Consider the following 22,173-nt stretch of genomic DNA (forward strand, 5'->3'; position numbering starts at 1 on the left):
TTGTAAAATAAATCAAAACAATACCTATAACATATACAATAAACTTTTTCAGAGAATCTTCCTTTTTAATATATAAATAAATTAAAAAGGGAGCTAGAAAATACCCCCAAGTATTCTCATTCAATATTACATTTCTATCTATAACTTCAAGCTCAACTATTATTAAAAAAATTACTCCAACTATAAATGCAATAAAGTAATAACGCTTCAAAATTTCGTTTAATATATTGCTTCTTATAAGGGAAAATCCTATATAACTTATAATAAATATAAGAAAATAATTTAAGCTCTGTTGTAAAATGTAATCATATCTAGGTAAAACATAAAATTTATCTAAAACCCAATTAAAAATAATTATGAGAATAATAAATATAGCATGGTAGTTATTCTTTATATTAATTTTCAACCGCCTAATCAAAATGAAAATCAATATAAAGAATAATGAATATATTATTAAATAAATTTCATTCGATATTCCATTTGGATTACCAACTGATTTTAAATAATATTTACTAAATGTAAGATATGTAAGTAATAAAGACATTAGCCATAACTTTGCATTAAAAATTTTATTCTCATTTGCCATTTAATAACCTTCCTATACAAAAATATTTCGTATTTTATATTTATATAGCTACTAAAATATAGAATAAATTATATTCAAAAAGAAAGCTAATTTAAATTAAATAAGGAAGAGTGAATTTTATAATCACTCTTCCCAATTCACAAAAAAAATGGCATTTATTTAACTCGATAATAACTTACATACCAGTCAGCAAATTCCTGTAACCCTACCTCTATTGGGGTCTTAGGTTTAAATCCTACATCCTTCTGTAATTTCTCCGTTGATGCAAAAGTAGCTGGGACGTCTCCTGGTTTAATTGGTTCATAAATTTTTTCAAACATTATTTCTTTACCAAGTGCTTTACTTAACGCCTTTTCCAAGGTTTCAACAAACTCCATTAATTTTACCGGCTTGTTATTCCCAATATTATACAAATTATGCGGAACTGTATCTGCAGGTGAATTGCTTATCACTCGCTCGATACCTGTTACAATGTCATCTATATAAGTAAAATCCCGATAAAGGTCGTTATTAGTATCGCCGTTGTTAAAAATTTTTATTGGCTCTCCAGCAAAGTATTTATCCGTAAAACCAAAGTAAGCCATATCTGGCCTTCCCATCGGTCCATATACTGTAAAGAAACGTAGGCCGGTGGCCGGAATTTTATACAGATGACTATAAGTATGAGCCATTAACTCATTTGTTTTTTTTGTTGATGCGTATAGCGAAACTGGTTGATCTACAAAATCCGTTTCTTCAAACGGTACCTTTTTATTCGATCCATACACCGAACTGGAAGAAGCGTAGACTAAATGGTCAACCGGATTATGCCTGCAAGCTTCTAGAATATTATAAAATCCATTTACATTGCTTTGGATATAAACATCAGGGTTTTCAATGGAATACCTTACTCCTGCCTGAGCTGCAAGATTCACTACTATATTAGGTTTGTACTCTTTAAATACTCCATTTATAAACTCTTTATCTGAGATATCTCCCTTAATGAATGAGAATTGCTCAAATGGTTCAAGTTTCTTTAAACGAGAATATTTTAGGTTGATATCATAATAGTCATTAACATTATCAATCCCTATTACCCGACAACCCTGTTCCAATAAGTTCTTTGAAAGATAATAACCAATAAAACCTGCTGCTCCTGTTATTAAATATAATTTGTCAGGATTTAATGTCTTGTACTGCATTTTTTTTCGTCTCCTTTAATAATCCACGTTTAGCAGGAGCTCTACCAATTGAATAATATTCTACACCTGCCTGTTCCATTTCTTTAACGTTATATATATTTCTACCATCATATACCAAAGGAGTCTTCATTAATTCTTTATAATTTTCTGGATTTACTGCTTTAATTTCTCCCCATTCCGTAAAAATAAAACAGACATTAGCGTCTTTTAATGCATGTTCAATGTTGCCCACATAAGTAATACTTCCCTTTCCGTTTTTTCCTTCAGGATGAACCTGAGCAAAGTTTTTTGCTCCAACAGGATCATAAGCAAAAATATCAGCCCCTTGTTTTAATAATAAGGGAATATTTTCAAGAGATGCTGCTTCTCTCAAATCATCTGTTCCCGGCTTGAAAGTCAACCCTAACACTGCCACCTTTAATCCATTAAAAGTAATAAGTCTTTCGCTTGCCTTTTTATACAACAACGTTTTCTGTTTTTGGTTTACATCAATAGCAGCCTGCACAGTTTTAAGTTCATAACCATATTGTTTAGCAATGTTATCCAGGGCCTTGGTGTCTTTAGGGAAACACGAACCCCCAAAACCAATCCCTGCATTTAAAAACTTACTTCCAATTCGGGCATCGAAACTCATTCCTCGAGCAACATCTTGTATGTCAGCGCCTACTAATTCACATAGATTTGCAATATCATTCATATATGAGATTTTCAAGGCCAAGAAATCATTTGATGCATATTTTATCATTTCAGCAGATCTTCTGTTCACAGATACAATCGGTAAATTGAAAGGTTCATATATATTCATTAATAGACTTTCAGCCCATTTACTTTCCGTTCCTATAATAACCCTTTCAGCGTGCAGTGTATCATGAACGGCAGATCCTTGTGCCAAAAATTCGGGGTTAGAAGCCACCTCTACCCTAACATTGTTCACTAAAAAATCATTGATAAATTGTTCTACCTTATCATTAGTTCCTACTGGTACGGTTGATTTCACTACTACAAGGCAGTCCTTTTCTATTGATTCAGCAATTTGTCTTGCAACGGTTGCTATATACGATAGATTAGCAGAGCCGTCAGACTGTTCAGGAGTGCCAACACCAATGAAGATTGCATCTGCATCTTTATAAGCTGACCTAAAATCAGTAGTATAATCGATCCTTCCCTCTTCAAAATTCTTCTGCATTAATTCTTGCAGACCAGTTTCATATATTGGAGAAACACCAGATTTCATTAATTTTATTTTTTCTTCATCTATATCAACACAGGTTACTTGGTGGCCAACTTCCGCAAAACAAACACCGGCTACCAAACCAACATATCCTGTTCCCGCCACTGCTATTTTGTACATTTTTATTACGTCCTTTACTCTATCGTTTATATAAAATTTGATTTTCAAAAAAATTCAATTGACTAGCATAACTTTTTTTAAGAAAAAGCTCCTTTGTTTTTTAAATACAGAAGGAGCTTCTTTAAGCTTTATTTTATTTTTTCTTCTGGTTGGTAATAACTTAAATACTCACCTTACAATATCTCTTTCATCCACTCTTTATTGTTAGTATACCACTGAATTGTCTGCTTGATTCCCTCTTCAAACGTATACATAGGTGACCAACCTAATTCACTAGTGATTTTTGTATTATCAATTGCATATCTTCGATCATGTCCTAATCGATCCTGAATATGTTTTATTAAGTTTTCACTTTTTCCAAGAGAATTTACTATCAGTTTAACTATTTCAATATTTTCCTTTTCATTGTTACCACCAATATTATAGATCTCTCCGTTAGTTCCTTTATGAAGAACCGTATCAATAGCTCTACAGTGATCCTCGACATGTAACCAATCCCGAACCTGTTTACCATCTCCATATATAGGTAATTCCTTTCCCATTAACCCATTACTAATCATTAACGGGATCAATTTCTCAGTAAATTGATATGGTCCGTAATTATTTGAACAACGGGTAATGTTAACAGGTATCCCATAAGTTTCATGGTATGCCCGAACAATTAAATCTGCAGAAGCTTTCGATGCTGAATAAGGACTATTAGGTGCAAGAGGAGTTTCTTCAGTGAAATAACCGGTTGGACCTAATGTACCATATACCTCGTCAGTTGAAACCTGGATATACTTTACTCCTTGTTTAAATTTACGACTATACTTATCCGTAGGAGTTACCTTCCAATAATCTTTAGCTACATCGAGTAGGACTTGTGTTCCTAGGACGTTTGTTTTTAGGAAGATTTCTGGATTTAGAATGCTTCGGTCTACATGAGATTCGGCAGCAAAGTTTATAACCACCTGAATATCTTGCTGTTGAAAAATCTTAACCAATAAATTCCGATCAGAAATATCACCTTTAACAAAGGTATACCTTTCAAGACCTTCAATTTCTAATAGGTTCTTTAAGTTACCCGCATAAGTTAAATTATCTAAATTAACAATGTTATAGTTATGATTTATAAGCATATACCTTATAAAGTTTGAGCCAATAAAGCCTGCTCCACCAGTGACTAATATATTCACGATTGAATTTTCACCTCATTTTTATCTACTGATTCAACTATTTCCATTAAATATTGCCCATAATCAGTTTTTTGTAATGGCTGGGCTAATTTCAAAAGATGTGTCTTTCCAATATAACCCTTTCGAAATGCAATCTCTTCAATACAGGCAATATAAAGTCCTTGACGTTTTTGAATTGCTTCAACAAAGTTGGATGCTTCGAGAAGTGATTCTTGTGTTCCCGTATCTAGCCATGCTAATCCACGACCAGCAAGTTCAACATTTAGTGTTCCATTTTCTAGATAATAATTTATAACAGAAGTTATCTCTTTTTCTCCTCTAGGTGAAGGCTTCACCTTCTTAGCTATATTTACTACATTACTATCAAAAAAATATAAGCCCGGCACCGCAAAAGAAGATTTAGGTCTCTCCGGTTTCTCTTCTATTGTCACTGGCCTACCATTATCATCTACTTCGACGACTCCATATGCTCTGGGATCTTTCACAAAACATCCAAATATTGTTGCTCCTCCATTTTTCAACTTAGCAATTTCCATGAGACGATTTCCAAAATTTGAGCCATAAAAAATATTATCTCCTAAAACCAGTGCTACAGAGGAATCACCAATAAATTTCTCACCTATAATAAAAGCCTCTGCGAGTCCGTTGGGTTGTTCTTGTATAGCATATTCAAATGACATCCCAATATCACTACCATTTCCAAGCATCTCTTCAAAAACCCCAATATCCCTTGGGGTGGAGATAATTAAAACCTCTCTTATGCCTGCTAACATTAAAACAGACAATGGATAGTAAATCATAGGTTTGTCATAAACGGGAAGTACTTGCTTTGACACTGCTTTTGTTAATGGATAAAGACGCGTCCCGGATCCACCTGCTAAGATAATACCTTTCATTACTTTTCCCCCTTGTTATGTTAAACAGAAGAAACTATCATTAAATTAGAAGAAGTTACTTGACCTTTTCGTTACTTTATATTCACGAAATATCCTACTGAACATATTTGTAATAATTTATGTGGGAAACCTTTTGAAGACGAATTGACCTAGTTTATTTAAACTATCCCTAATGCGAACCCTAACTATAAAAAGGCTAAAAGTTAGGATTAAAATAGTTCAAGAATATTGAGATAATACCCTTTGAACCACTATAAACATAATTAAGTAACTCAATGTACTTACAATGGTATATAAGATGATTGTTTCAATCGGGCTAAAGTTAAGAAAATGAGAACAAATAAAAACAAGAAAAATTAATAGTAGTCTAAATATGTTCAAAACTAAACTGATATTTTGCCTCTCTATTACTTCGAAAATACGACCCGAGGGTAGAATAACAAAATGCGCATAGGCCACAAAAGCTAAAATTTGAGCATAAACCCCCGCCTCATACCAATATGAGCCAAACACAAGACTGAATAACAAAGGGCCAAAAGTAACAAAAATTAATAAAGGAATAAGGGCAATTAAAGCTAGTTTTTTGGATAGTTCCATTGATAATTTCTTAATTTTTTTAAAATTATTATTTCCTATGCTAGCGACTTCTGAATAAAAAACTTGTGAAACAGATATAGCAAGTAAACTAATAGGCAAACTAATAATAGAATTTGCTAATCCATATAAGCCTGCTGTTGAAGTACCAAATAAAAACGTTAAAAATATAATTGGGGCTTGATCTCCTGCAGTATAAACATAATTACTTGGTGCAGAATATAATGGGAATTTAATATATCGTACTAATTGTTTTTTTATCTCATTTAACTTTATCGTTTTTATGAAGTTTCTTCTCTCTCTTATTATTGGTGCAGAAAGTTTAAATATCCCACTGCTTTGACCAATAATCTGACCAAGAACCAACCCCAGAGACCCAATACCCAACAGTCCTAAACCTATTTTACTTATATTAGATAACACACTTTGAGTAACTTTTGTTTTAGTTACTACATTGAAGTCTTTAACTCTCAAAGCCCAATGTAAAAGAATATTGTACCCACCAATAAAAAGAATACCTAGAGAAATCAAATATTTATAGCTTATTAATGACTCGCTTTTTAATAGGTATAACAATTGATCTCCCCAAAGTGAAATTACCAGGGTAAATAATACAAAAAATGTTAGCAAAATGACAAAGGAACCTACAATTAAGTTATTAGCCGAAGAATTATCTTTTGCAATTGGAATTGCTTTTTGATAATCTAACGAAGCCCCAATACTCAAGAGGAGTAGTAACGAAGCATAGACTGAAAGAATTCCGTACTCCTCTGGGGTATATATTCTTGTAATAATAGGAGACATAGCAATAGTAAATACTTGAGCAAAAGCTGTACCGCTCGTTACCATTAAAATATTTTTAGCAAATTGATTTTCTAGCAACTTATTAAGCTTCCTCACTACTTATCCCCTCTTCTGTGGCCAGGATTCGGGGTAAAAATCAGTACTGTACCGATTTTTCATAACCCTAGGGTAAATTACTTTTTTATTGTTCCTGTTTGTAATAGTACTTTTTAATAAATTCTACCACCGTTTGAACATCATTAGTACTAAGACCAAAGTACATTGGTAATCTTAACAAGCGTTCGCTCTCGCATGTAGTATACCTATCATCGCCATTAAACTCTCCATATACCATTCCTGCTTCTGCAGTATGGAGAGGAATATAATGAAATGCTGTTTGAATCTCACTTTCTTTTAAGTACTCAATAAGTTTCGTTCTCTCTTGAAGGTTTCGGCATTTAATATAAAACATGTGTGCGTTATGTTTACATTCGTTTGGAATAATTGGTAACTCTATCAAACTCTTCTCTTCAAGTTCTTTCAACCCTTTGTAATAACCATTCCAAACTTCTAGTCGATGTTCATTTATTTTAGAGGCATTCTCCAATTGTGCATATAAAAATGCAGCATTTAATTCACTTGGAAGAAATGAACTACCAATATCCACCCATGTGTACTTGTCAACTTGCCCACGGAAAAACCTACTACGATTTGTTCCTTTTTCTCGGATAATCTCAGCTCGTTCCAAAAACTTTTCGTTTTGAATAAGGAGAGCTCCTCCTTCCCCCATTGAATAATTTTTGGTCTCGTGAAAACTAAAGCAACCAAGGTCTCCAATAGTTCCTAGAGCTTTTCCCTTATATTCTCCCATCACACCTTGTGCTGCATCTTCCACCACATAAAGGTTATAACGTTTTGCTATATCCATAATTGTATCCATTTCACATGAAACTCCTGCGTAGTGTACAGGGATAATAGCTTTAGTTTTTTCTGATATAGCACCTTCGATTAAAGTTTCATCAATGTTCATTGTATCTGGTCTTATGTCTACAAACACTATTTTAGCTCCACGAAGAACAAAGGCATTAACTGTTGAAACAAAAGTATATGATGGAGCAATAACTTCATCCCCAGGCTGTATATCAAGTAATATTGCCGCCATTTCTAATGCATGGGTACAAGACGTTGTTAGAAGAGCTTTTGGGGTTTTAAAGTTTGATTCAAACCAATCATGACAACGTGAAGTAAAAGGGCCGTCACCACTAAGTTTTTGATTATTCACAATTGCTTCTTCAATGAACATTATTTCTCTTCCAATAAAAGGTGGTTTGTTAAATGGAATCATCGAAATTCTCCCTTAGTTAAGTAATACCAATGATCAATACTGTTAATTGTATAGCCATTTCTAATATAGGCGTTTAGTGCAATTATATTAGTCCCTTGAGTAGAGACCTTAATACCATCTAGTCCACTTTTAAATGCAACATTATCTACATAATTTAATAGTAACTGAGAAATACCTCTCCCTCTAAAATTAGGCAAAACGCCTAAAAGGCCGATTATTAGATGGCTATCGTTTCTTTTATATGTTATAAAGCCTGCAAGTTCGTCGTCAATAAAATACCCTATACACTGATCATCCATTTGTCCTCTTATACTATTAATTAACCAAGTATAATAAAATTTATTTACTTTATCAGAAGGAAAAATATTATACCTAGTGTACACTCCATACAGCTCAAAAAAAATGTGTTCGTATGGTTCTAAATCTGATAGCGACAACACTTTAAAGTTATGTGGAATTTTAATAATTTTTCTTTTGTTTTTTTTAAATAGAGTAATTTTACTTTCTTTAAATCCAAACCCCTTATCTTCCAATTCACCAATAAAGGATATGTCCCTAACATTGACCAATGCTTGAACTAAATAGCATTGATTATTTAACTGCTTTAAATCTAGTGTCTCGATATTATTAAGGTGATACACATTAACACCCCAAAAATCAGAGTCCCATTGCAACTTCCGCATATTTCCTCCTTTTTCTCATGTTTTAATCTTCATGCAGAAAAAATTTTTCCCCAATCCGAAGCTAGTTTATCCATTGAAAAAGCTTCCTTCATAATCCTTTTATTCGATTCTTTGTCTTTAATTGAAATTGGATCAAATATATCATTAAATTCTTTATTTGCACTATAAACTACTAATCCATGGTTTTCACAAAAATCCCAAGTGGTAATATCAGTGCGAATATATACTTTTTTTCCTAGCCCAAGTAAAGTTGTAATGTTCCCTAATGCCCTTTGTCTTCGATGATTGAAGATTGCTACATCTATTTTACCTAATAAATTCACATAATCTTGAAATGGTATAAAGTTTACTATAGGAAAAAAGCGTTCTTTTCCGAATATATCAAGACCCTTAAGTATGACTTTATCAATATAATCTTTTTCCCCTGAATATGATAATGGACATATAATAATTATATTAGAATTTTTAAATTTAGCTAACTTTTCAAAAACCTCGATATGTTCATTTGTAGTACAAGCTGAGTTCCCTACTTGTATATAAAGCTTGTCTTTTTCCTTAGTTATTTTACTTAGATCAATGTCTTTGTATAAATTACTAGGATATAAAAAACAGTAATAATATTTTCCTTTTGCCTGGTACCACTCCCTAGCTAATTCATAATCACCTTTTACTTGGGTAATCATTCCGCCCACGTTCTTTATGATGAGTTTCCTGGTAAAATCATATATTGTGTTTCTAATACTTCTCTTTTTTAGAATATGAAAATATAAGTCTCCTCCCCATATTATCCAGTTGGTTTTTTTAAGAAACCATGGTTGAAAAAGAAGCAACAATATCATGTAAAAATCTAAACCATGAAGATATATTCTTTTTGCCATATACATTTTCTTGATTAACCTGAAGATAGAATGGAACTTTAATGATAACACTTGAATATTCTTTTCAGAGCCTATACTTTCATTTTTATTTATTACTACAAAATTATGGTCAAATAGACAAAAATTATTTTTAATAAAATAATAATATGAGGTTGAAAACTTACAGTTCTCATCCCTTGAAAATAAATGTAAATATTTCACTATCACACCTCTAAATTTCACATCTAGTTACCATTAGCTCATAAGTTTAATCAATTACTAAAGCCACTACGTAAGCATCTACGTTATTAAAAACATTAATCAAATAGTACATTGACATACGGCAAACCTGCACTGGCTAATTCCACATTAATAAAGATATATATTTTTAGGACTAAATAAGTGATCAACCCGATCTTTATAGGGGCATAATAAATGGAATTGAAATTTCTTACAGAATAAGCCTTTAGCAGAGAAGGTATTAAGGTATATACAATGGGTAAAAAATATAAAAGCATTCTATATAAAATTGAGTACTTCAGTTGTAAAGGGATTATAACAAAGGCTAATGGAAGAATTGTAATTAAAGTTTTATTAAATGAATTAATCTCTATTAATTCCCTATACTTGTATACAGAAAGTAAAAAAACTATAAAGATAATTAAATATGTCTGTAAAGCAATACCTTCTTTATAATTTATATATACATAGTATTTCCCATTACCTATGATTGTTTCTACAACATTTATTGAAATAAACGCTAATATTGTTGTTAATAATACCCATATTATCAATCGAGTAAAGCTCATTTTTTTTCTCAACATCATACTTATTGCTATCATTGGTAACAAAATTACTGAAGATATGTGAATACTTAATGCGAACAATGATAGAATTACAGCTTTTACATACTTCTCCTTATATATTAAAATATAGACCATCAATCCGATAAATACCGCTATTATAACTCTTGTTGTGTTAAAACTATTTATTATTAATGCTAGTAATAAAAATAATGAGAATAAGGTAGAAATATTCCTTGTCATGTATTTGGCATATTTCACAAGCATTAAGAACAACGCTGTATAAATTAAGAATAGTACAACCTTATAATCATCAGTAAAATTTCTAACCAGCCAAATCATTGTGGCATATCCAAACTCATAATTTTGGAAGTTTAATGATTCAATCCAGGTCCCTTCTGAACCGATAAAGTAGAGTTTATAAGCCATTGCATCGATTCCACCATATCCCTCATCAATTAAGCGGAATACAGTAAAAAGTATAAATACCAAATAACTTTGGAATAAAATATAATTTCCTAATATATTGTAATGAAAAACCTTATTACTACCGTATGCGATTGTTTTTGGGGGCGAAAGACGCACCGAAATAAATATTAAAAGAGTTATTATTACTAGTATAATTATATACGGCAAACGCTCCACTAGATTCTCTCCTCTATTCCCCAAAAATGTATTAAAAGTATAATAAACATAATTTAGTTATTGATTTTTATTGCTAATCTTTTTAAACTTTCATAGAATTCATTTCTTCTAATAGTTATCTTATCTATAGTATACTCTCTAGCCTTGGCAACATTTTCTTTACTCATTAATTCGAGTTTTTCAGGAGAATTTAGCAATTCAATAATTTTGTTAGTAAAACCATCGACATCCAACGGATCATATAAGTTTTCTTTATTCAATAATTCGGGAATCCCATTTACAGGTGTTGAAAGGCAAGGTAAACCTACCGCCATAGCCTCTATAATTGCTCTGGGTAAACCCTCTGCCTTTGTTGGGAAAACGAACAAATCACCTTGTAATAAGGTTTCCCTTACTTTCTGTGATGATGATAATAATCCTGTAAAAGTAATATGATCTTTAACACCTAGTTCCTCAGAAATCCGCTCAAAATATGGTCTTCTACTACCATCACCTATAAATACTACATTAACTTTATATTTTTTTTCTCTTAGTTTTTTCAATATTTTAATTAATGTTTCATGACCCTTATTATCATTATTTATGCTATTTGCAGTATGAACAATGGTGAAATTCTCTTTTTTCTCAGTTGTATAACCTCTAGGATGAGTTAAATATGTGACAGGCAAATCAATAGTAGAGTAATAACTTTCAAAAAAAGCGTTGCTATTTCCGTATATACTAGCAGAAGAGGGATATTTACTTTGTAAATACTTTTGTGTTACATAAGAAACACCATTCGCCTTTCTTACTGCTTCCTTGAGTTTCCAGGTATAAAGAAACTGAGCAATTTTATTAGAAGCGTAAGCATCAAATGGATCAGCAACAACTTCAAGAGCATAAGGTTTTCCTAATTTCTTGAAATACTTTAATACCATAAAAGCAGAAACAGATGGTAACCGTATTAATGCACATTCTGCATTTTTAACAGCATCTCTAGCAGCTTTTCTAAATTTGAAATAATGCGTAATATACTGTTTCATCCCTCGCATATATGGTAATTCAGCTACAGTTACATGAGGCCCATTTACTTGAAGGTACCCCTCTACTTCACTAAAGTCTGCAGACTTGGTTCTGGATACAATGACAACATCATCAAAAACTGTCAAATAACGAACCCAAAATTTATACCCATATATTGTTTTGCACCAATACCTGCCATCTGGTGTTCTAAGAAATAAAGAATCCGCTGCTACTAAAAGTTCCATCTATTACTTCCTCCATACAACTCTATTAACATAATCCGTGTAAGATAATATAACTCTAAGCACCTTATCTGAAACATTCGGCATACTGTAATCCGCTACGGGTCTTAATGATACATCCTCTTGGGTTTCTAATATTTCTAGACCTTGTAAGATTCTTTCCTTTTTTAGTCCTACCATCATAACTGAAGCTTCTTCCATTGCTTCTGGCCTTTCATGAGCTTCTCTAATATTAAGCGCTCTAAATCCTAAGATTGATGATTCTTCACTAATTGTTCCACTATCGCTAAGTACAGTTTTAGCTTTAATTTGAAGCTCTACATAATCATTGAAACCCAGTGGTTTTAACGTTTTAACAAGCGGGTTAAAAGATACACCTGTGGATTCAATCATTTTTTTAGTTCTCGGGTGTGTACTCACAATAACAGGAAGATTATATTCTTCAGCTATCGCATTTAAACTCCCCACCAAATCTAGAAAATTAGTTTCTGAGTTAATATTTTCTTCTCTATGGGCTGAAACAACAAAGAACTGTCCTTCCTTAAGTTCCAATCTTTCTAAAATATCTGATTGATTAATGTCGTCTTTTCTAGAGTTAAGCACTTCAAACATTGGGCTTCCGGTCTTAATTATTCTATCTGCTGGTAGCCCTTCTCTTAGCAAATATTCCCTAGCAATATCACTATACGTAAGATTAATATCAGCAATATGATCTACAATTTTGCGGTTTGTTTCTTCTGGAACTCTTTGATCAAAACATCTATTACCAGCTTCCATATGGAAGATTGGTATTTGCCTTCGCTTAGCAGCAATTGCACACAAACAACTATTGGTATCTCCTAATACTAAAAGTGCTTCTGGTTTGACATCTTCTAAAATGGGGTCAATTTTAACTAGTATATTTCCGATTGTTTCTACTGCAGTTCCAGTTGCTGCATTGAGAAAATAATCAGGTTTTTTTAGGTTAAAGTCCTTAAAAAATACTTCATTTAGTTCATAATCATAATTCTGCCCCGTATGGACTAATACATGATCAATAGCATTTGATTGTTCTAATCTATTTATAACAGCAGAAAGCCGTATAATTTCAGGTCTAGTACCAACAACGGTCATAACTTTTAATTTTTTCATATTTATACCTCCAAGTAGTAAGTGTCTGGCCGCTCAGGGTCAAAGAACTCATTAGCCCACATAATAGTAACCATATCTTTATCTCCAAGGTTTTCAATATTATGAGTATAGCCAGTAGGAATATCTACTACTTCTAATTTATCTCCGCTAACGAAATATTCAATAATATCTTCAGTTCCAATTTTCCGGAACCGAATAACCCCGTTCCCACTTACAACTAAAAATTTCTCATTTTTAGTGTGATGCCAGTGATTTCCTTTTGTAATCCCCGGCTTCGAAATATTAACGGAAACCTGTCCTCTTTCTGGAGTTTTTAGAAACTCAGTGAAAGAACCTCTATTATCTACATTCATCTTAAGATCATAACTAAACTTATCTTTAGGAAGATAGCTTAAGTACGTACTATATAATTTTTTCGTGAAGGAATCCGACATATCAGGAATAAACCGCTCTTCACGGCTATTTTTAAAAGAATATATTAATTCGACTATACTTCCCAGGGTCTTGGTATAAACTATTGGAATTTCGTATAATGAACCTACAAAATTCCCCTTCCCTTCCAAAGATTGAATTAACTCTTCTATAACATCATCGATGTATACTAAATTTATAATAGCATTAGGATCATTTACAGTGATAGGCAAGTCATTAGCAACATTATGGCAAAACGTTGCTATCGCACTATTATAATTAGGTTTACACCATTTACCAAATACATTAGGGAAACGATAAACTAAAACGTTCGCTCCTGTTTCCTTACTATAATTGAATAATAAATCCTCCCCAGCCCTTTTACTAATGCCGTAGGGGTTATTTAGATTTGCTTGAATAGATGAAGAAATCATAATAGGACAAGTATTATTATACTTTTTTAAAGTTTTCAAGAGTTTTGAGGTAAAACCATAATTCCCTTCCATAAACTCGCATTCATCTTTTGGACGATTAATACCTGCCAAATGAAAAACAAAGTCAGCATCCTTACAGTATTCATGAAGTAAATCAGGGTCAGTATCTTTCGCATATTCATATATGTCTTTGTATTGGCGGTTTCTTAATTCCGCTATCAGGTTTTTACCTATAAATCCTTTTGCACCCGTGACCAATATTTTCATACTTGATTCCATCTTCTTAATTCTTCTTGGACATATTCAAGCATTAACAATTTGTCTTTCACTTGTTCGATACTTAGACGCTGTGTGTTATGAGAATTATATTCTCCTTCAACAGATAACTTCTTGTCACCCTCTACAAAGTATTTATCATAATTAAGGTCCCTTTTATCTGCTGGTACCCTATAAAATCCACCTAAGTCTTCTGCAACTACATGCTCTTCTCTAGTTAACAATGTTTCATATAGTTTCTCACCGTGACGTGTTCCTATAACTTTAATTTCATTGTCCACGTTGAAGAGTTCTTTAATTGCTAGAGCTAGATCACCAATGGTTGAAGCGGGAGATTTTTGTACCATTATGTCTCCTGCTTCAGCGTTTTGGAATGCAAAGACTACAAGTTCTACTGCTTCCTCTAAACTCATAAGAAATCTAGTCATATTGGGATCTGTCACTGTTAATGGCTGCCCATTTTTAATTTGTTCAATAAAAAGCGGGATAACTGATCCCCTAGAAGCCATAACATTTCCGTATCGAGTGCCGCATATTAGGGTCCTTTTTGAGTCGACAGTATTCGCCTTCGCTACAAATACCTTCTCCATCATAGCTTTTGAAATTCCCATTGCATTAATAGGATAAGCTGCTTTATCTGTAGATAAACAAATAACTTTTTCTACTCCAGATTCAATCGCTGCAGTTAATACATTATCTGTTCCCATTACATTAGTCTTTACAGCTTCTAGCGGAAAGAACTCACACGAAGGAACTTGCTTTAAAGCAGCGGCATGGAAAATAAAATCTACACCGTACATTGCATTCTTTACACTCGCTAAATCACGAACATCTCCTAAATAAAATTTTAGTTTTTCATTTTTATACAACTTTCTCATATCGTCCTGTTTTTTCTCATCTCGAGAAAAAATTCGTATTTCTTTTATGTCTGTATCTAAAAATCTTTTCATGACTGCATTGCCAAACGAACCAGTGCCACCAGTAATTAATAGGGTTTTATCTTTAAACAATTTAATTTCCTCCGCTCTTAACATCTCTTAAATATTCTGTCCATTCTATTTAACAACTCTTCTTTATCAAAATGTTCGGCATAGTATACTCTCGCGTTATTACCTAGTTGTTTCAATTCCATTTTGGACTTTTTTGATAAGTCAATGATTATATCTGCAAGCTTCTCCGCATTGCCAGCCGGGCTTGATAATCCGGAGTTTGACTCTTCAATAATATGCTTTGTTTCCCCGTCAGCAGAAGCGAGTATAGGGATGCCACAAGCCATATAAGATTGAAGTTTCGCTGGGATAGTCATTGAAAACAAAGGACCCTCCGTTAGACATAAAAAGGCTGCATCGCTAGCCGCCATAAATTCCGGTATTCTATCAGCAGGTTGTTTAGGAATGAAATTGAACATCTCATCTAAATTACTTGAACGAACCATATCAATCAATGTCTCTTTAAATCTGCCGTCTCCAACTATGTTAAACCTAATCCTAGCATTGGGGTTAGCTTCTCTAATAATCATAGCAGTCGATGGCAATATATCTAACCCTTGGGCAGTTCCAATATTACCAGCAAAAATTATGTTAAATGCATCATCATTTGGTATCTCTGGTATCTCTCTTTTTTCCAAAGGTAAATAGAAATCCTCTGCATATTGCGGCCAATATTCTATTTTTTTTCGAGGGACATCACGTTTTTCAATTGCCTTCACAAAACTATTTGAGGTGGTGAAAATTTTTGTACATCTACTATATATATAATCCACCATTTTACCAATAGAGCCTATGAAGTATTTGTTGGAAATCCCCGTGATTATTTCAACGTTTTCAGGCCATAAGTCTTGAACATAAAGATAGCATGGTATATTTCTTTTTTTTGCATACCAAACTCCAGGTAATGCTTGAGTCATTGGTGATACCTCAAAAACAAATACATAATCAGCTTGTATCTTAGTAAACAAATTCCAAAAAAATCCTGATACTACGAAAGACAAGTAATTTAACCCAAGCATGACTGAGCTATTTCCTCTTGGTACAAGCGGAATCCTTATAATGTCTATACCGTTATATACTTCTCGTCTTTTTTTTAACAATCCATAACCATCATAATATTTCCCTTGTGGATAGTTTGGAATTCCTGTAATAACTGTTACCTTGTATCCTCTATTAACCCATTCAGTACAAATATCATTTATACGAAATTGCTCAGGGTAGAAATACTGTGCAATAACCAAAATATGCTTTTTCAACTGTTTCTCCACCCTTTACTTTTTTTCAGTTAACTCAATTGATTCGCTAAAATCCCTAATTTGATAATTTTCTTTATAGGTACTTAATGATTGGTCGTACACTAAATTCCCAAACAATTTATTTATAATACTAAATCTTGGAACTAAGCTTTTAAGCACTGGATTAAATATCTTGGTAGAGATAATTCTTTTGCCATGAACTCTTGCTATTCTTTGTACGATCTCACTTGTTCTCACATATTCTTTATTTTGAGGGAAGAAAAGTCCTCTTTCTTCATTATCTATTATTAGTCTTATAAATTCACATAGATTGTCAATATGAAGCATACTGCGTTTGTTATCCATATCCGGGAATACAGGAAGTGTTCTTGCTGCTTTTGATAATTTTGGGTAGTTCCCTTTTGAATCTTTCCCATAAATCATAGGTGGCCTGATTATCGCGACCTTAAACTCACTGCTCTCTATCAATGCAATGCCTTTTTCCGCCTGAAGTTTACTGTCTCCGTAAAAATTGCTTGGTGAAGGTTCTGTGAATTGATTGATTACTCTTTCACTTACAGTACTATCTCCATATACAATAATACTACTCATAAAAATAAACTGTGATACTCCTTCTTCCTTTGCCTTCTTTGCTACTTCAATCGTCAGATCCCGATTAACCTTATAATACAGTTCTTTCATATTAGGGTCAGTGGAAACATGCGCAATTCCAGCTGCATGAAAAACGACGTCATAGGAAGAAAAATCAATCCCTTTCCACGATTCATTTCGCACACTGACAGCATCCACAATATATTGATCTGGATATTTTCCAAGCCACCCTTTTAGTTTGATACCTATATAACTATTCAAGCCAGTTATTAGTATTTTTTTCATTTAGAAGCCTCCTTGCTGGTAGCAACCTCTTTCTTACCCATCTTCCCGGTCCCACCTTCAAGCACGCCTTCACCTTTTACAACACTGATAATTGTTGAAGAAAAACACCTAACATCCATCAAGAAGCTGATATTTCTTACATACTCTCCATCCAGCTTAGCCTTAACCTCAATAGGTAGTTCATCCCGTCCATTAATTTGAGCCCAACCAGTAAGCCCAGGCAATATACCATTAGCTCCATACTTATCTCTTTCAGCAATTAAATCGTACTGATTCCATAAAGCGGGTCTTGGCCCGATAATACTCATTTCTCCAACGAAAATATTCCAAATTTGTGGAAGTTCATCAAGGGAAGTTTTCCTGAGAAATTTCCCTGTTTTAGTAATATATTGTTCTGGATTTTCTAGTAGGTGTGTTGGTGTATCTTTAGGAGTATCAACTCTCATTGTCCGAAATTTTAATATATAGAAGTGAGTTTTATTTAAACCAACTCGCTTTTGCTTAAATAGGACAGGTCCCCTTGATTCCATTTTAATAGCAACTATAATCAACAAAAAAACTGGAGAAAGAATAACTAATCCAATCGATGAAAGAACAATATCTAACAACCTTTTTACTTTTCTATACAAAGTTGCTCACTCCCTCTTATTATGTCAGTAAGTTAATACTTTATTAGAATACTAATATGAACTTTTCAAACAAACTATTAACACACCAACTTTAATTATGAATTGTACTACTAGCACCAAAAAGAAAAAGCCCTTGTCCAATAACTTTCACATGGACAGGGGCAACGTCCATTAGTTTCCTTTAACCTTGGATTTTTCAGTGATCTCCATTAGATAATCTAGCAACTCTGTTCTTAGGTTTTCGTCTTGCAGTGCAAATTCTACTGTCGTTTTTACAAATCCTATTTTTTCGCCGACATCATAACGTTTTCCTTCAAAGTCATAAGCAAACACCCTTTGAATCTGGTTCAGCTTCTGAATGGCGTCGGTTAACTGGATTTCTCCACCTGCCCCTGTTTCCATCTCATCTAAAAACATAAATATTTCAGGTGTAAGAATATATCTACCCATAATTGCAAGGTTCGAAGGTGCTGTTCCTTGCTCTGGCTTCTCCACAAAATTCTCAACCTGATATCTTCTGTTATTTTGTCCAGAAGGTTCGACAATTCCATAACGGTGCGTTTCATTATCAGGTACAGTTTGTACCCCTATTATTGATGAATGAGTCATTTCATACTGATTAATTAGCTGCTTTAAGCAAGGCGTTTCACTTTGCACAATATCATCACCTAGTAGGACAGCAAACGGCTCATCACCGATAAAGTTCCTTGCACACCAAACAGCATGACCCAATCCTTTAGGTTCTTTCTGTCTAATGTAATGAATATCAGCAAGATTTGTTGAATAACGAACTTTATCAAGTAGATCCAGCTTATTCTTATCTATTAAATTTTGTTCAAGCTCGTGGGCAAAATCAAAATGATCCTCTATTGCCCGTTTTCCTTTCCCAGTGACAATGATAATATCTTCTATTCCTGAAGCAATTGCTTCTTCAACAATGTATTGAATGGTAGGTTTATCAACAATGGGAAGCATTTCCTTTGGCATAGCCTTTGTAGCTGGCAAAAAGCGAGTGCCAAGACCAGCTGCCGGTATAATTGCTTTTCGAACTTTTTTCATTTTTGTTGCCCCCTTGTTACTTTGCCACTAAAAAAATCTTGTTTTTTTTTCGATTAGCTAGATTTATTACATACTCTTTTATTTGTGAAGAAGTAAATTGGTCAAATTGATCAAGAAGATAACTCACTTCATCCTCTTGTTCTAATACAGCTTTGCCAATGAAAATCTTCGGAAAGATTGGTTCAGGATGTATTTCTTTCTCATTCAGTAACTCTTCATACATCTTCTCGCCTGGCCTTAACCCAGAATATTTAATACCTATTTCTTCTATTGTATAACCAGATAATCTGATCAAGTTTTGGGCAAGATTTGTTATTTTTACTGGTTCACCCATATCCAATACGAAGATTTCACCGCCTCTAGCAAGAGTTCCAGCCTGGATTACCAAACGGGAGGCTTCCGGAATCGTCATAAAGTACCTGGTCATTTCGGGATGTGTAACAGTAACCGGTCCACCTGCTTGTATTTGCTTTTTAAATAGTGGAATTACACTCCCTCGGCTACCTAATACATTCCCAAATCTTACTGCTACAAATTTTGTTTTACTGTGTTGGTCTAACTTTTGAATAATCATTTCAGCAATTCTCTTTGTTGAACCCATAACATTTGTTGGGTTTACTGCTTTATCTGAAGAAATAAGGACAAACGTTTCAACTCCGAATGTGTCTGCAGCTTCAGCAACGTTTTTTGTCCCAAAAACATTGTTTTTAACAGCCTCTCGTGGATTATATTCCATTAAAGGCACATGTTTATGTGCAGCCGCGTGATAGACTACATTAGGACTGTGTTCCTGCATGACTTCGAACATCCGATTCCTATCCTGTACATCACCAATGATTGGAGCAATTTCAATTACTTGTCCGTATTGATTTCTCAATTCCATGTCAATCGAGTATATGCTGTTTTCACCATGGCCAACGAGAACCATTTTTTGAGGCAAGAATTTAGCTATTTGCCGACAAATTTCTGATCCAATTGAACCTCCCGCTCCTGTTACAAGAACTGTTTTACCGGAAATTTTCTCAGAAATACTGCTTAAATCCAGTTCTACGGGTTCACGGCCTAAGAGATCCTCTACTTGGACATCCCGTATCTGACTTACAGATACTCTGCCAGTTACCAAGTCCTCAATCAGCGGAAGAATTTTTGTTTTAGCAGATGTTTTAGAACACTCAGCAAATATTCTATTCATTTCTAGTTTTTGCAATGAAGGAATGGCAATTACAATATTTTCTATGTTTAGTTCATCAGCTAAACGAGGTATATCTTTGATTGTTCCTTGGACTTCAATACCGTAAATCTGGAGTTTATATTTTTTAGGGTGATCATCCACAAACGCCACCGGATATAAATCAGCATCTGGATTTCGTAATAACTGTCTTGCAACCATTGTTCCCGCTGACCCCGCTCCAACGATTAAGGTACGCTTCATATTCGGATTAGGTGAAATAAATCGATCTCGAAAAACACGCCAAGAAAAGCGTGAACCTCCAATCAATATTACATGGAGCATCCAAGTGATCCCCAAAACTCTCAGATAAACATCCTGATTTAACACTAGCTGGACCACACCTGCGAGGGATACAGAGAGTGTGATTGCCTTTACAATAGCTGACAACTCCCCAACACTTGCGTATTCCCAAGCCTTCTGGTACAGCCGATAAGCGAAGGCGAATGCATGATGGCTAATCAATAGAGTAATTGAACTAATCCACAGCATGGGAACAGTATAAACATTCATGTAGGGATTTAATATGTAAAAACCCATAAAAATAGAAGATATCACGATTACTGAATCCAGTAAAATCAACAAAGGAACCCGTTTTTTATAGCTCAATTATTATCCCTTCTTTATTCCTTATTTTCTTGGCAAGTAGAATTTTCAACTATCGTTTAGAAAAAAATTCCATATGAAAAGGCTCTATTAAGAGCCTTTATTCGTTTCATTCCAATAATGCTGAAAAATTACAACCGCAATACCAACCATAATTCCAACAATAACTGCAAATGCCATATTCAAAGCTTTATTTGGAGAAACTGGATCTTCTGGTAAATCTGGTTCTGAAACAATGGTTAGTACATTTTCTAGGTTAAATAGTTTTGAAAGACTTCTTGCTTCTTCATATTTTTCGTTGTATTTATTATAAAGACTAGTTAGGGCATTAACCTGATTGTTTAGTTTTTGGAATTCCACCTGTTTATTTTTATCCAGGTTTTGAAGTTCATCTAAGTACCTTTCATCAATATCAATTAAATATTGTTTTCCTTCTTTTGTAAGGGCATCAAGTAATACAATTGCAGGCAACCCTTCTGCCACCTGAGCCTTGTTATAATCTTCAAGAGCAGCATCCAGTTTTTCTTTTTCCTCTCCCAGTTGCGCTTTATATTGATCTGAAACTGCTGATAATCGATTTGAAATAGATTCACCAGTAAAAGTGTTTGATTCCACTATAATCGCGTTCAATGTCTTATAAATAAGTTCAGGGTCATTACCTTCTAGTGTTATTGTTATTAGTTTAGAATCCTTTTCGGTGTCTACCTTTAGGTTTTTTTGCAGGCTTCTAAATGTCCAATCCTTTAATTCATGATTTTTGATGACCCGATTTAATAATTGCTGGGATTTAAGCCTCTCACTATAAACCTGAGTAGAAACGACTTCATTCAAATAGGAAGTAAGCTCCTCCCCTGCCACTTGCTGAAAGCTATTGTTATTGACTAAGATTGTTGCTTTTGTTTCGTATGATGGTTTTATAACAAAGTAACTTAAGATAGCAGCTATAATAAGAGCAATTATTGTAATCCCAATAATTAGCTTTTTCCCTTTTAAAATAACCTCTATTATTTCACGCAAACTTATTTCCTCTTGCATTCCTTTATCCCCTTAAATTAGTAAATTCTTAAAATCAGTTTAAATTTTAACATCTATCGACATATTCTTCTATAAAATATTATAATTTCATTAAGCA

The 22,173-nt window shown here is 33.5% G+C and carries 20 protein-coding genes; all 20 read right to left on the bottom strand.

Annotated elements, in window-relative coordinates; translation table 11 throughout:
- On the bottom strand, positions 1 to 586 hold a 586-nt coding region (locus EJA10_RS10400), incomplete at its 3' end, for a hypothetical protein (protein WP_142999660.1).
- A 155-nt stretch (positions 587 to 741) separates the two neighbouring features.
- Positions 742 to 1,767 (bottom strand): GDP-mannose 4,6-dehydratase, encoded by a 1,026-nt coding sequence (locus tag EJA10_RS10405; protein WP_125479944.1) that lies wholly within the window; start codon positions 1,765 to 1,767, stop codon positions 742 to 744.
- On the bottom strand, positions 1,742 to 3,118 hold the full coding sequence (locus EJA10_RS10410; RefSeq protein WP_125479945.1) for a UDP-glucose dehydrogenase family protein: 1,377 nt from the start codon (positions 3,116 to 3,118) through the stop codon (positions 1,742 to 1,744). The genes EJA10_RS10405 and EJA10_RS10410 overlap by 26 nt, the downstream gene beginning before the upstream one ends.
- 173 nt (positions 3,119 to 3,291) lie before the next feature.
- Complete coding sequence (rfbB, locus tag EJA10_RS10415) at positions 3,292 to 4,296, bottom strand: dTDP-glucose 4,6-dehydratase (RefSeq protein WP_211340554.1); 1,005 nt, start codon at positions 4,294 to 4,296, stop codon at positions 3,292 to 3,294.
- Positions 4,293 to 5,192, bottom strand: coding sequence for a glucose-1-phosphate thymidylyltransferase RfbA (rfbA, locus tag EJA10_RS10420; protein WP_125479947.1), 900 nt, complete (start codon positions 5,190 to 5,192; stop codon positions 4,293 to 4,295). Before rfbA ends, rfbB begins: the two co-directional genes overlap by 4 nt.
- A gap of 219 nt (positions 5,193 to 5,411) precedes the next feature.
- Entirely contained in the window at positions 5,412 to 6,686 is a 1,275-nt protein-coding gene (locus tag EJA10_RS10425; RefSeq protein ID WP_125479948.1) for a lipopolysaccharide biosynthesis protein, read from the bottom strand.
- 85 nt (positions 6,687 to 6,771) lie between these two features.
- Positions 6,772 to 7,914, bottom strand: coding sequence for a dTDP-4-amino-4,6-dideoxygalactose transaminase (gene rffA, locus EJA10_RS10430; protein ID WP_125479949.1), 1,143 nt, complete (start codon positions 7,912 to 7,914; stop codon positions 6,772 to 6,774).
- A complete protein-coding gene (locus tag EJA10_RS10435) occupies positions 7,911 to 8,597 on the bottom strand; it encodes a GNAT family N-acetyltransferase (protein ID WP_125479950.1) in 687 nt (228 codons plus the stop codon). The genes rffA and EJA10_RS10435 overlap by 4 nt, the downstream gene beginning before the upstream one ends.
- A gap of 29 nt (positions 8,598 to 8,626) precedes the next feature.
- Positions 8,627 to 9,676 carry a TDP-N-acetylfucosamine:lipid II N-acetylfucosaminyltransferase family protein gene (locus tag EJA10_RS10440; RefSeq protein WP_170169109.1) on the bottom strand — a complete coding sequence of 350 codons (1,050 nt, stop codon included), beginning with the start codon at positions 9,674 to 9,676 and terminating at the stop codon, positions 8,627 to 8,629.
- 95 nt (positions 9,677 to 9,771) lie between these two features.
- The gene (locus tag EJA10_RS10445; RefSeq protein WP_170169110.1) at positions 9,772 to 10,902 is read right to left on the bottom strand and encodes an EpsG family protein; all 1,131 of its coding nucleotides are present in this window, start codon (positions 10,900 to 10,902) and stop codon (positions 9,772 to 9,774) included.
- Positions 10,903 to 10,955: 53 nt separating this feature from the next.
- A complete protein-coding gene (locus tag EJA10_RS10450) occupies positions 10,956 to 12,149 on the bottom strand; it encodes a glycosyltransferase (protein ID WP_125479953.1) in 1,194 nt (397 codons plus the stop codon).
- Between the two features lie 3 nt (positions 12,150 to 12,152).
- Positions 12,153 to 13,277: a non-hydrolyzing UDP-N-acetylglucosamine 2-epimerase gene (gene wecB / locus EJA10_RS10455; RefSeq protein WP_125479954.1), complete on the bottom strand. Its 1,125-nt coding sequence runs from the start codon at positions 13,275 to 13,277 to the stop codon at positions 12,153 to 12,155.
- Positions 13,278 to 13,279: 2 nt separating this feature from the next.
- A complete protein-coding gene (locus EJA10_RS10460) occupies positions 13,280 to 14,389 on the bottom strand; it encodes a capsular polysaccharide biosynthesis protein CapF (protein ID WP_125479955.1) in 1,110 nt (369 codons plus the stop codon).
- Positions 14,386 to 15,408: a polysaccharide biosynthesis protein gene (locus EJA10_RS10465; RefSeq protein WP_125479956.1), complete on the bottom strand. Its 1,023-nt coding sequence runs from the start codon at positions 15,406 to 15,408 to the stop codon at positions 14,386 to 14,388. Before EJA10_RS10465 ends, EJA10_RS10460 begins: the two co-directional genes overlap by 4 nt.
- Positions 15,409 to 15,425: 17 nt before the next feature.
- Positions 15,426 to 16,643, bottom strand: coding sequence for a glycosyltransferase family 4 protein (locus EJA10_RS10470; protein ID WP_125479957.1), 1,218 nt, complete (start codon positions 16,641 to 16,643; stop codon positions 15,426 to 15,428).
- 15 nt (positions 16,644 to 16,658) lie between these two features.
- Complete coding sequence (locus EJA10_RS10475; protein ID WP_125479958.1) at positions 16,659 to 17,519, bottom strand: NAD-dependent epimerase/dehydratase family protein; 861 nt, start codon at positions 17,517 to 17,519, stop codon at positions 16,659 to 16,661.
- On the bottom strand, positions 17,516 to 18,148 hold the full coding sequence (locus tag EJA10_RS10480) for a sugar transferase (protein ID WP_125479959.1): 633 nt from the start codon (positions 18,146 to 18,148) through the stop codon (positions 17,516 to 17,518). The genes EJA10_RS10475 and EJA10_RS10480 overlap by 4 nt, the downstream gene beginning before the upstream one ends.
- A 171-nt stretch (positions 18,149 to 18,319) precedes the next feature.
- The gene (galU, locus tag EJA10_RS10485) at positions 18,320 to 19,207 is read right to left on the bottom strand and encodes a UTP--glucose-1-phosphate uridylyltransferase GalU (protein WP_125479960.1); all 888 of its coding nucleotides are present in this window, start codon (positions 19,205 to 19,207) and stop codon (positions 18,320 to 18,322) included.
- A 16-nt stretch (positions 19,208 to 19,223) separates the two neighbouring features.
- Positions 19,224 to 21,044 (bottom strand): polysaccharide biosynthesis protein, encoded by a 1,821-nt coding sequence (locus EJA10_RS10490; protein ID WP_125479961.1) that lies wholly within the window; start codon positions 21,042 to 21,044, stop codon positions 19,224 to 19,226.
- A gap of 87 nt (positions 21,045 to 21,131) precedes the next feature.
- Complete coding sequence (locus EJA10_RS10495; protein WP_125479962.1) at positions 21,132 to 22,076, bottom strand: Wzz/FepE/Etk N-terminal domain-containing protein; 945 nt, start codon at positions 22,074 to 22,076, stop codon at positions 21,132 to 21,134.
- Positions 22,077 to 22,173: the final 97 nt, after the last annotated feature.

The sequence above is a fragment of the Mesobacillus subterraneus genome (assembly GCF_003937825.1).
GTDB classification, from domain to species: Bacteria; Bacillota; Bacilli; order Bacillales; family Cytobacillaceae; genus Mesobacillus; species Mesobacillus subterraneus.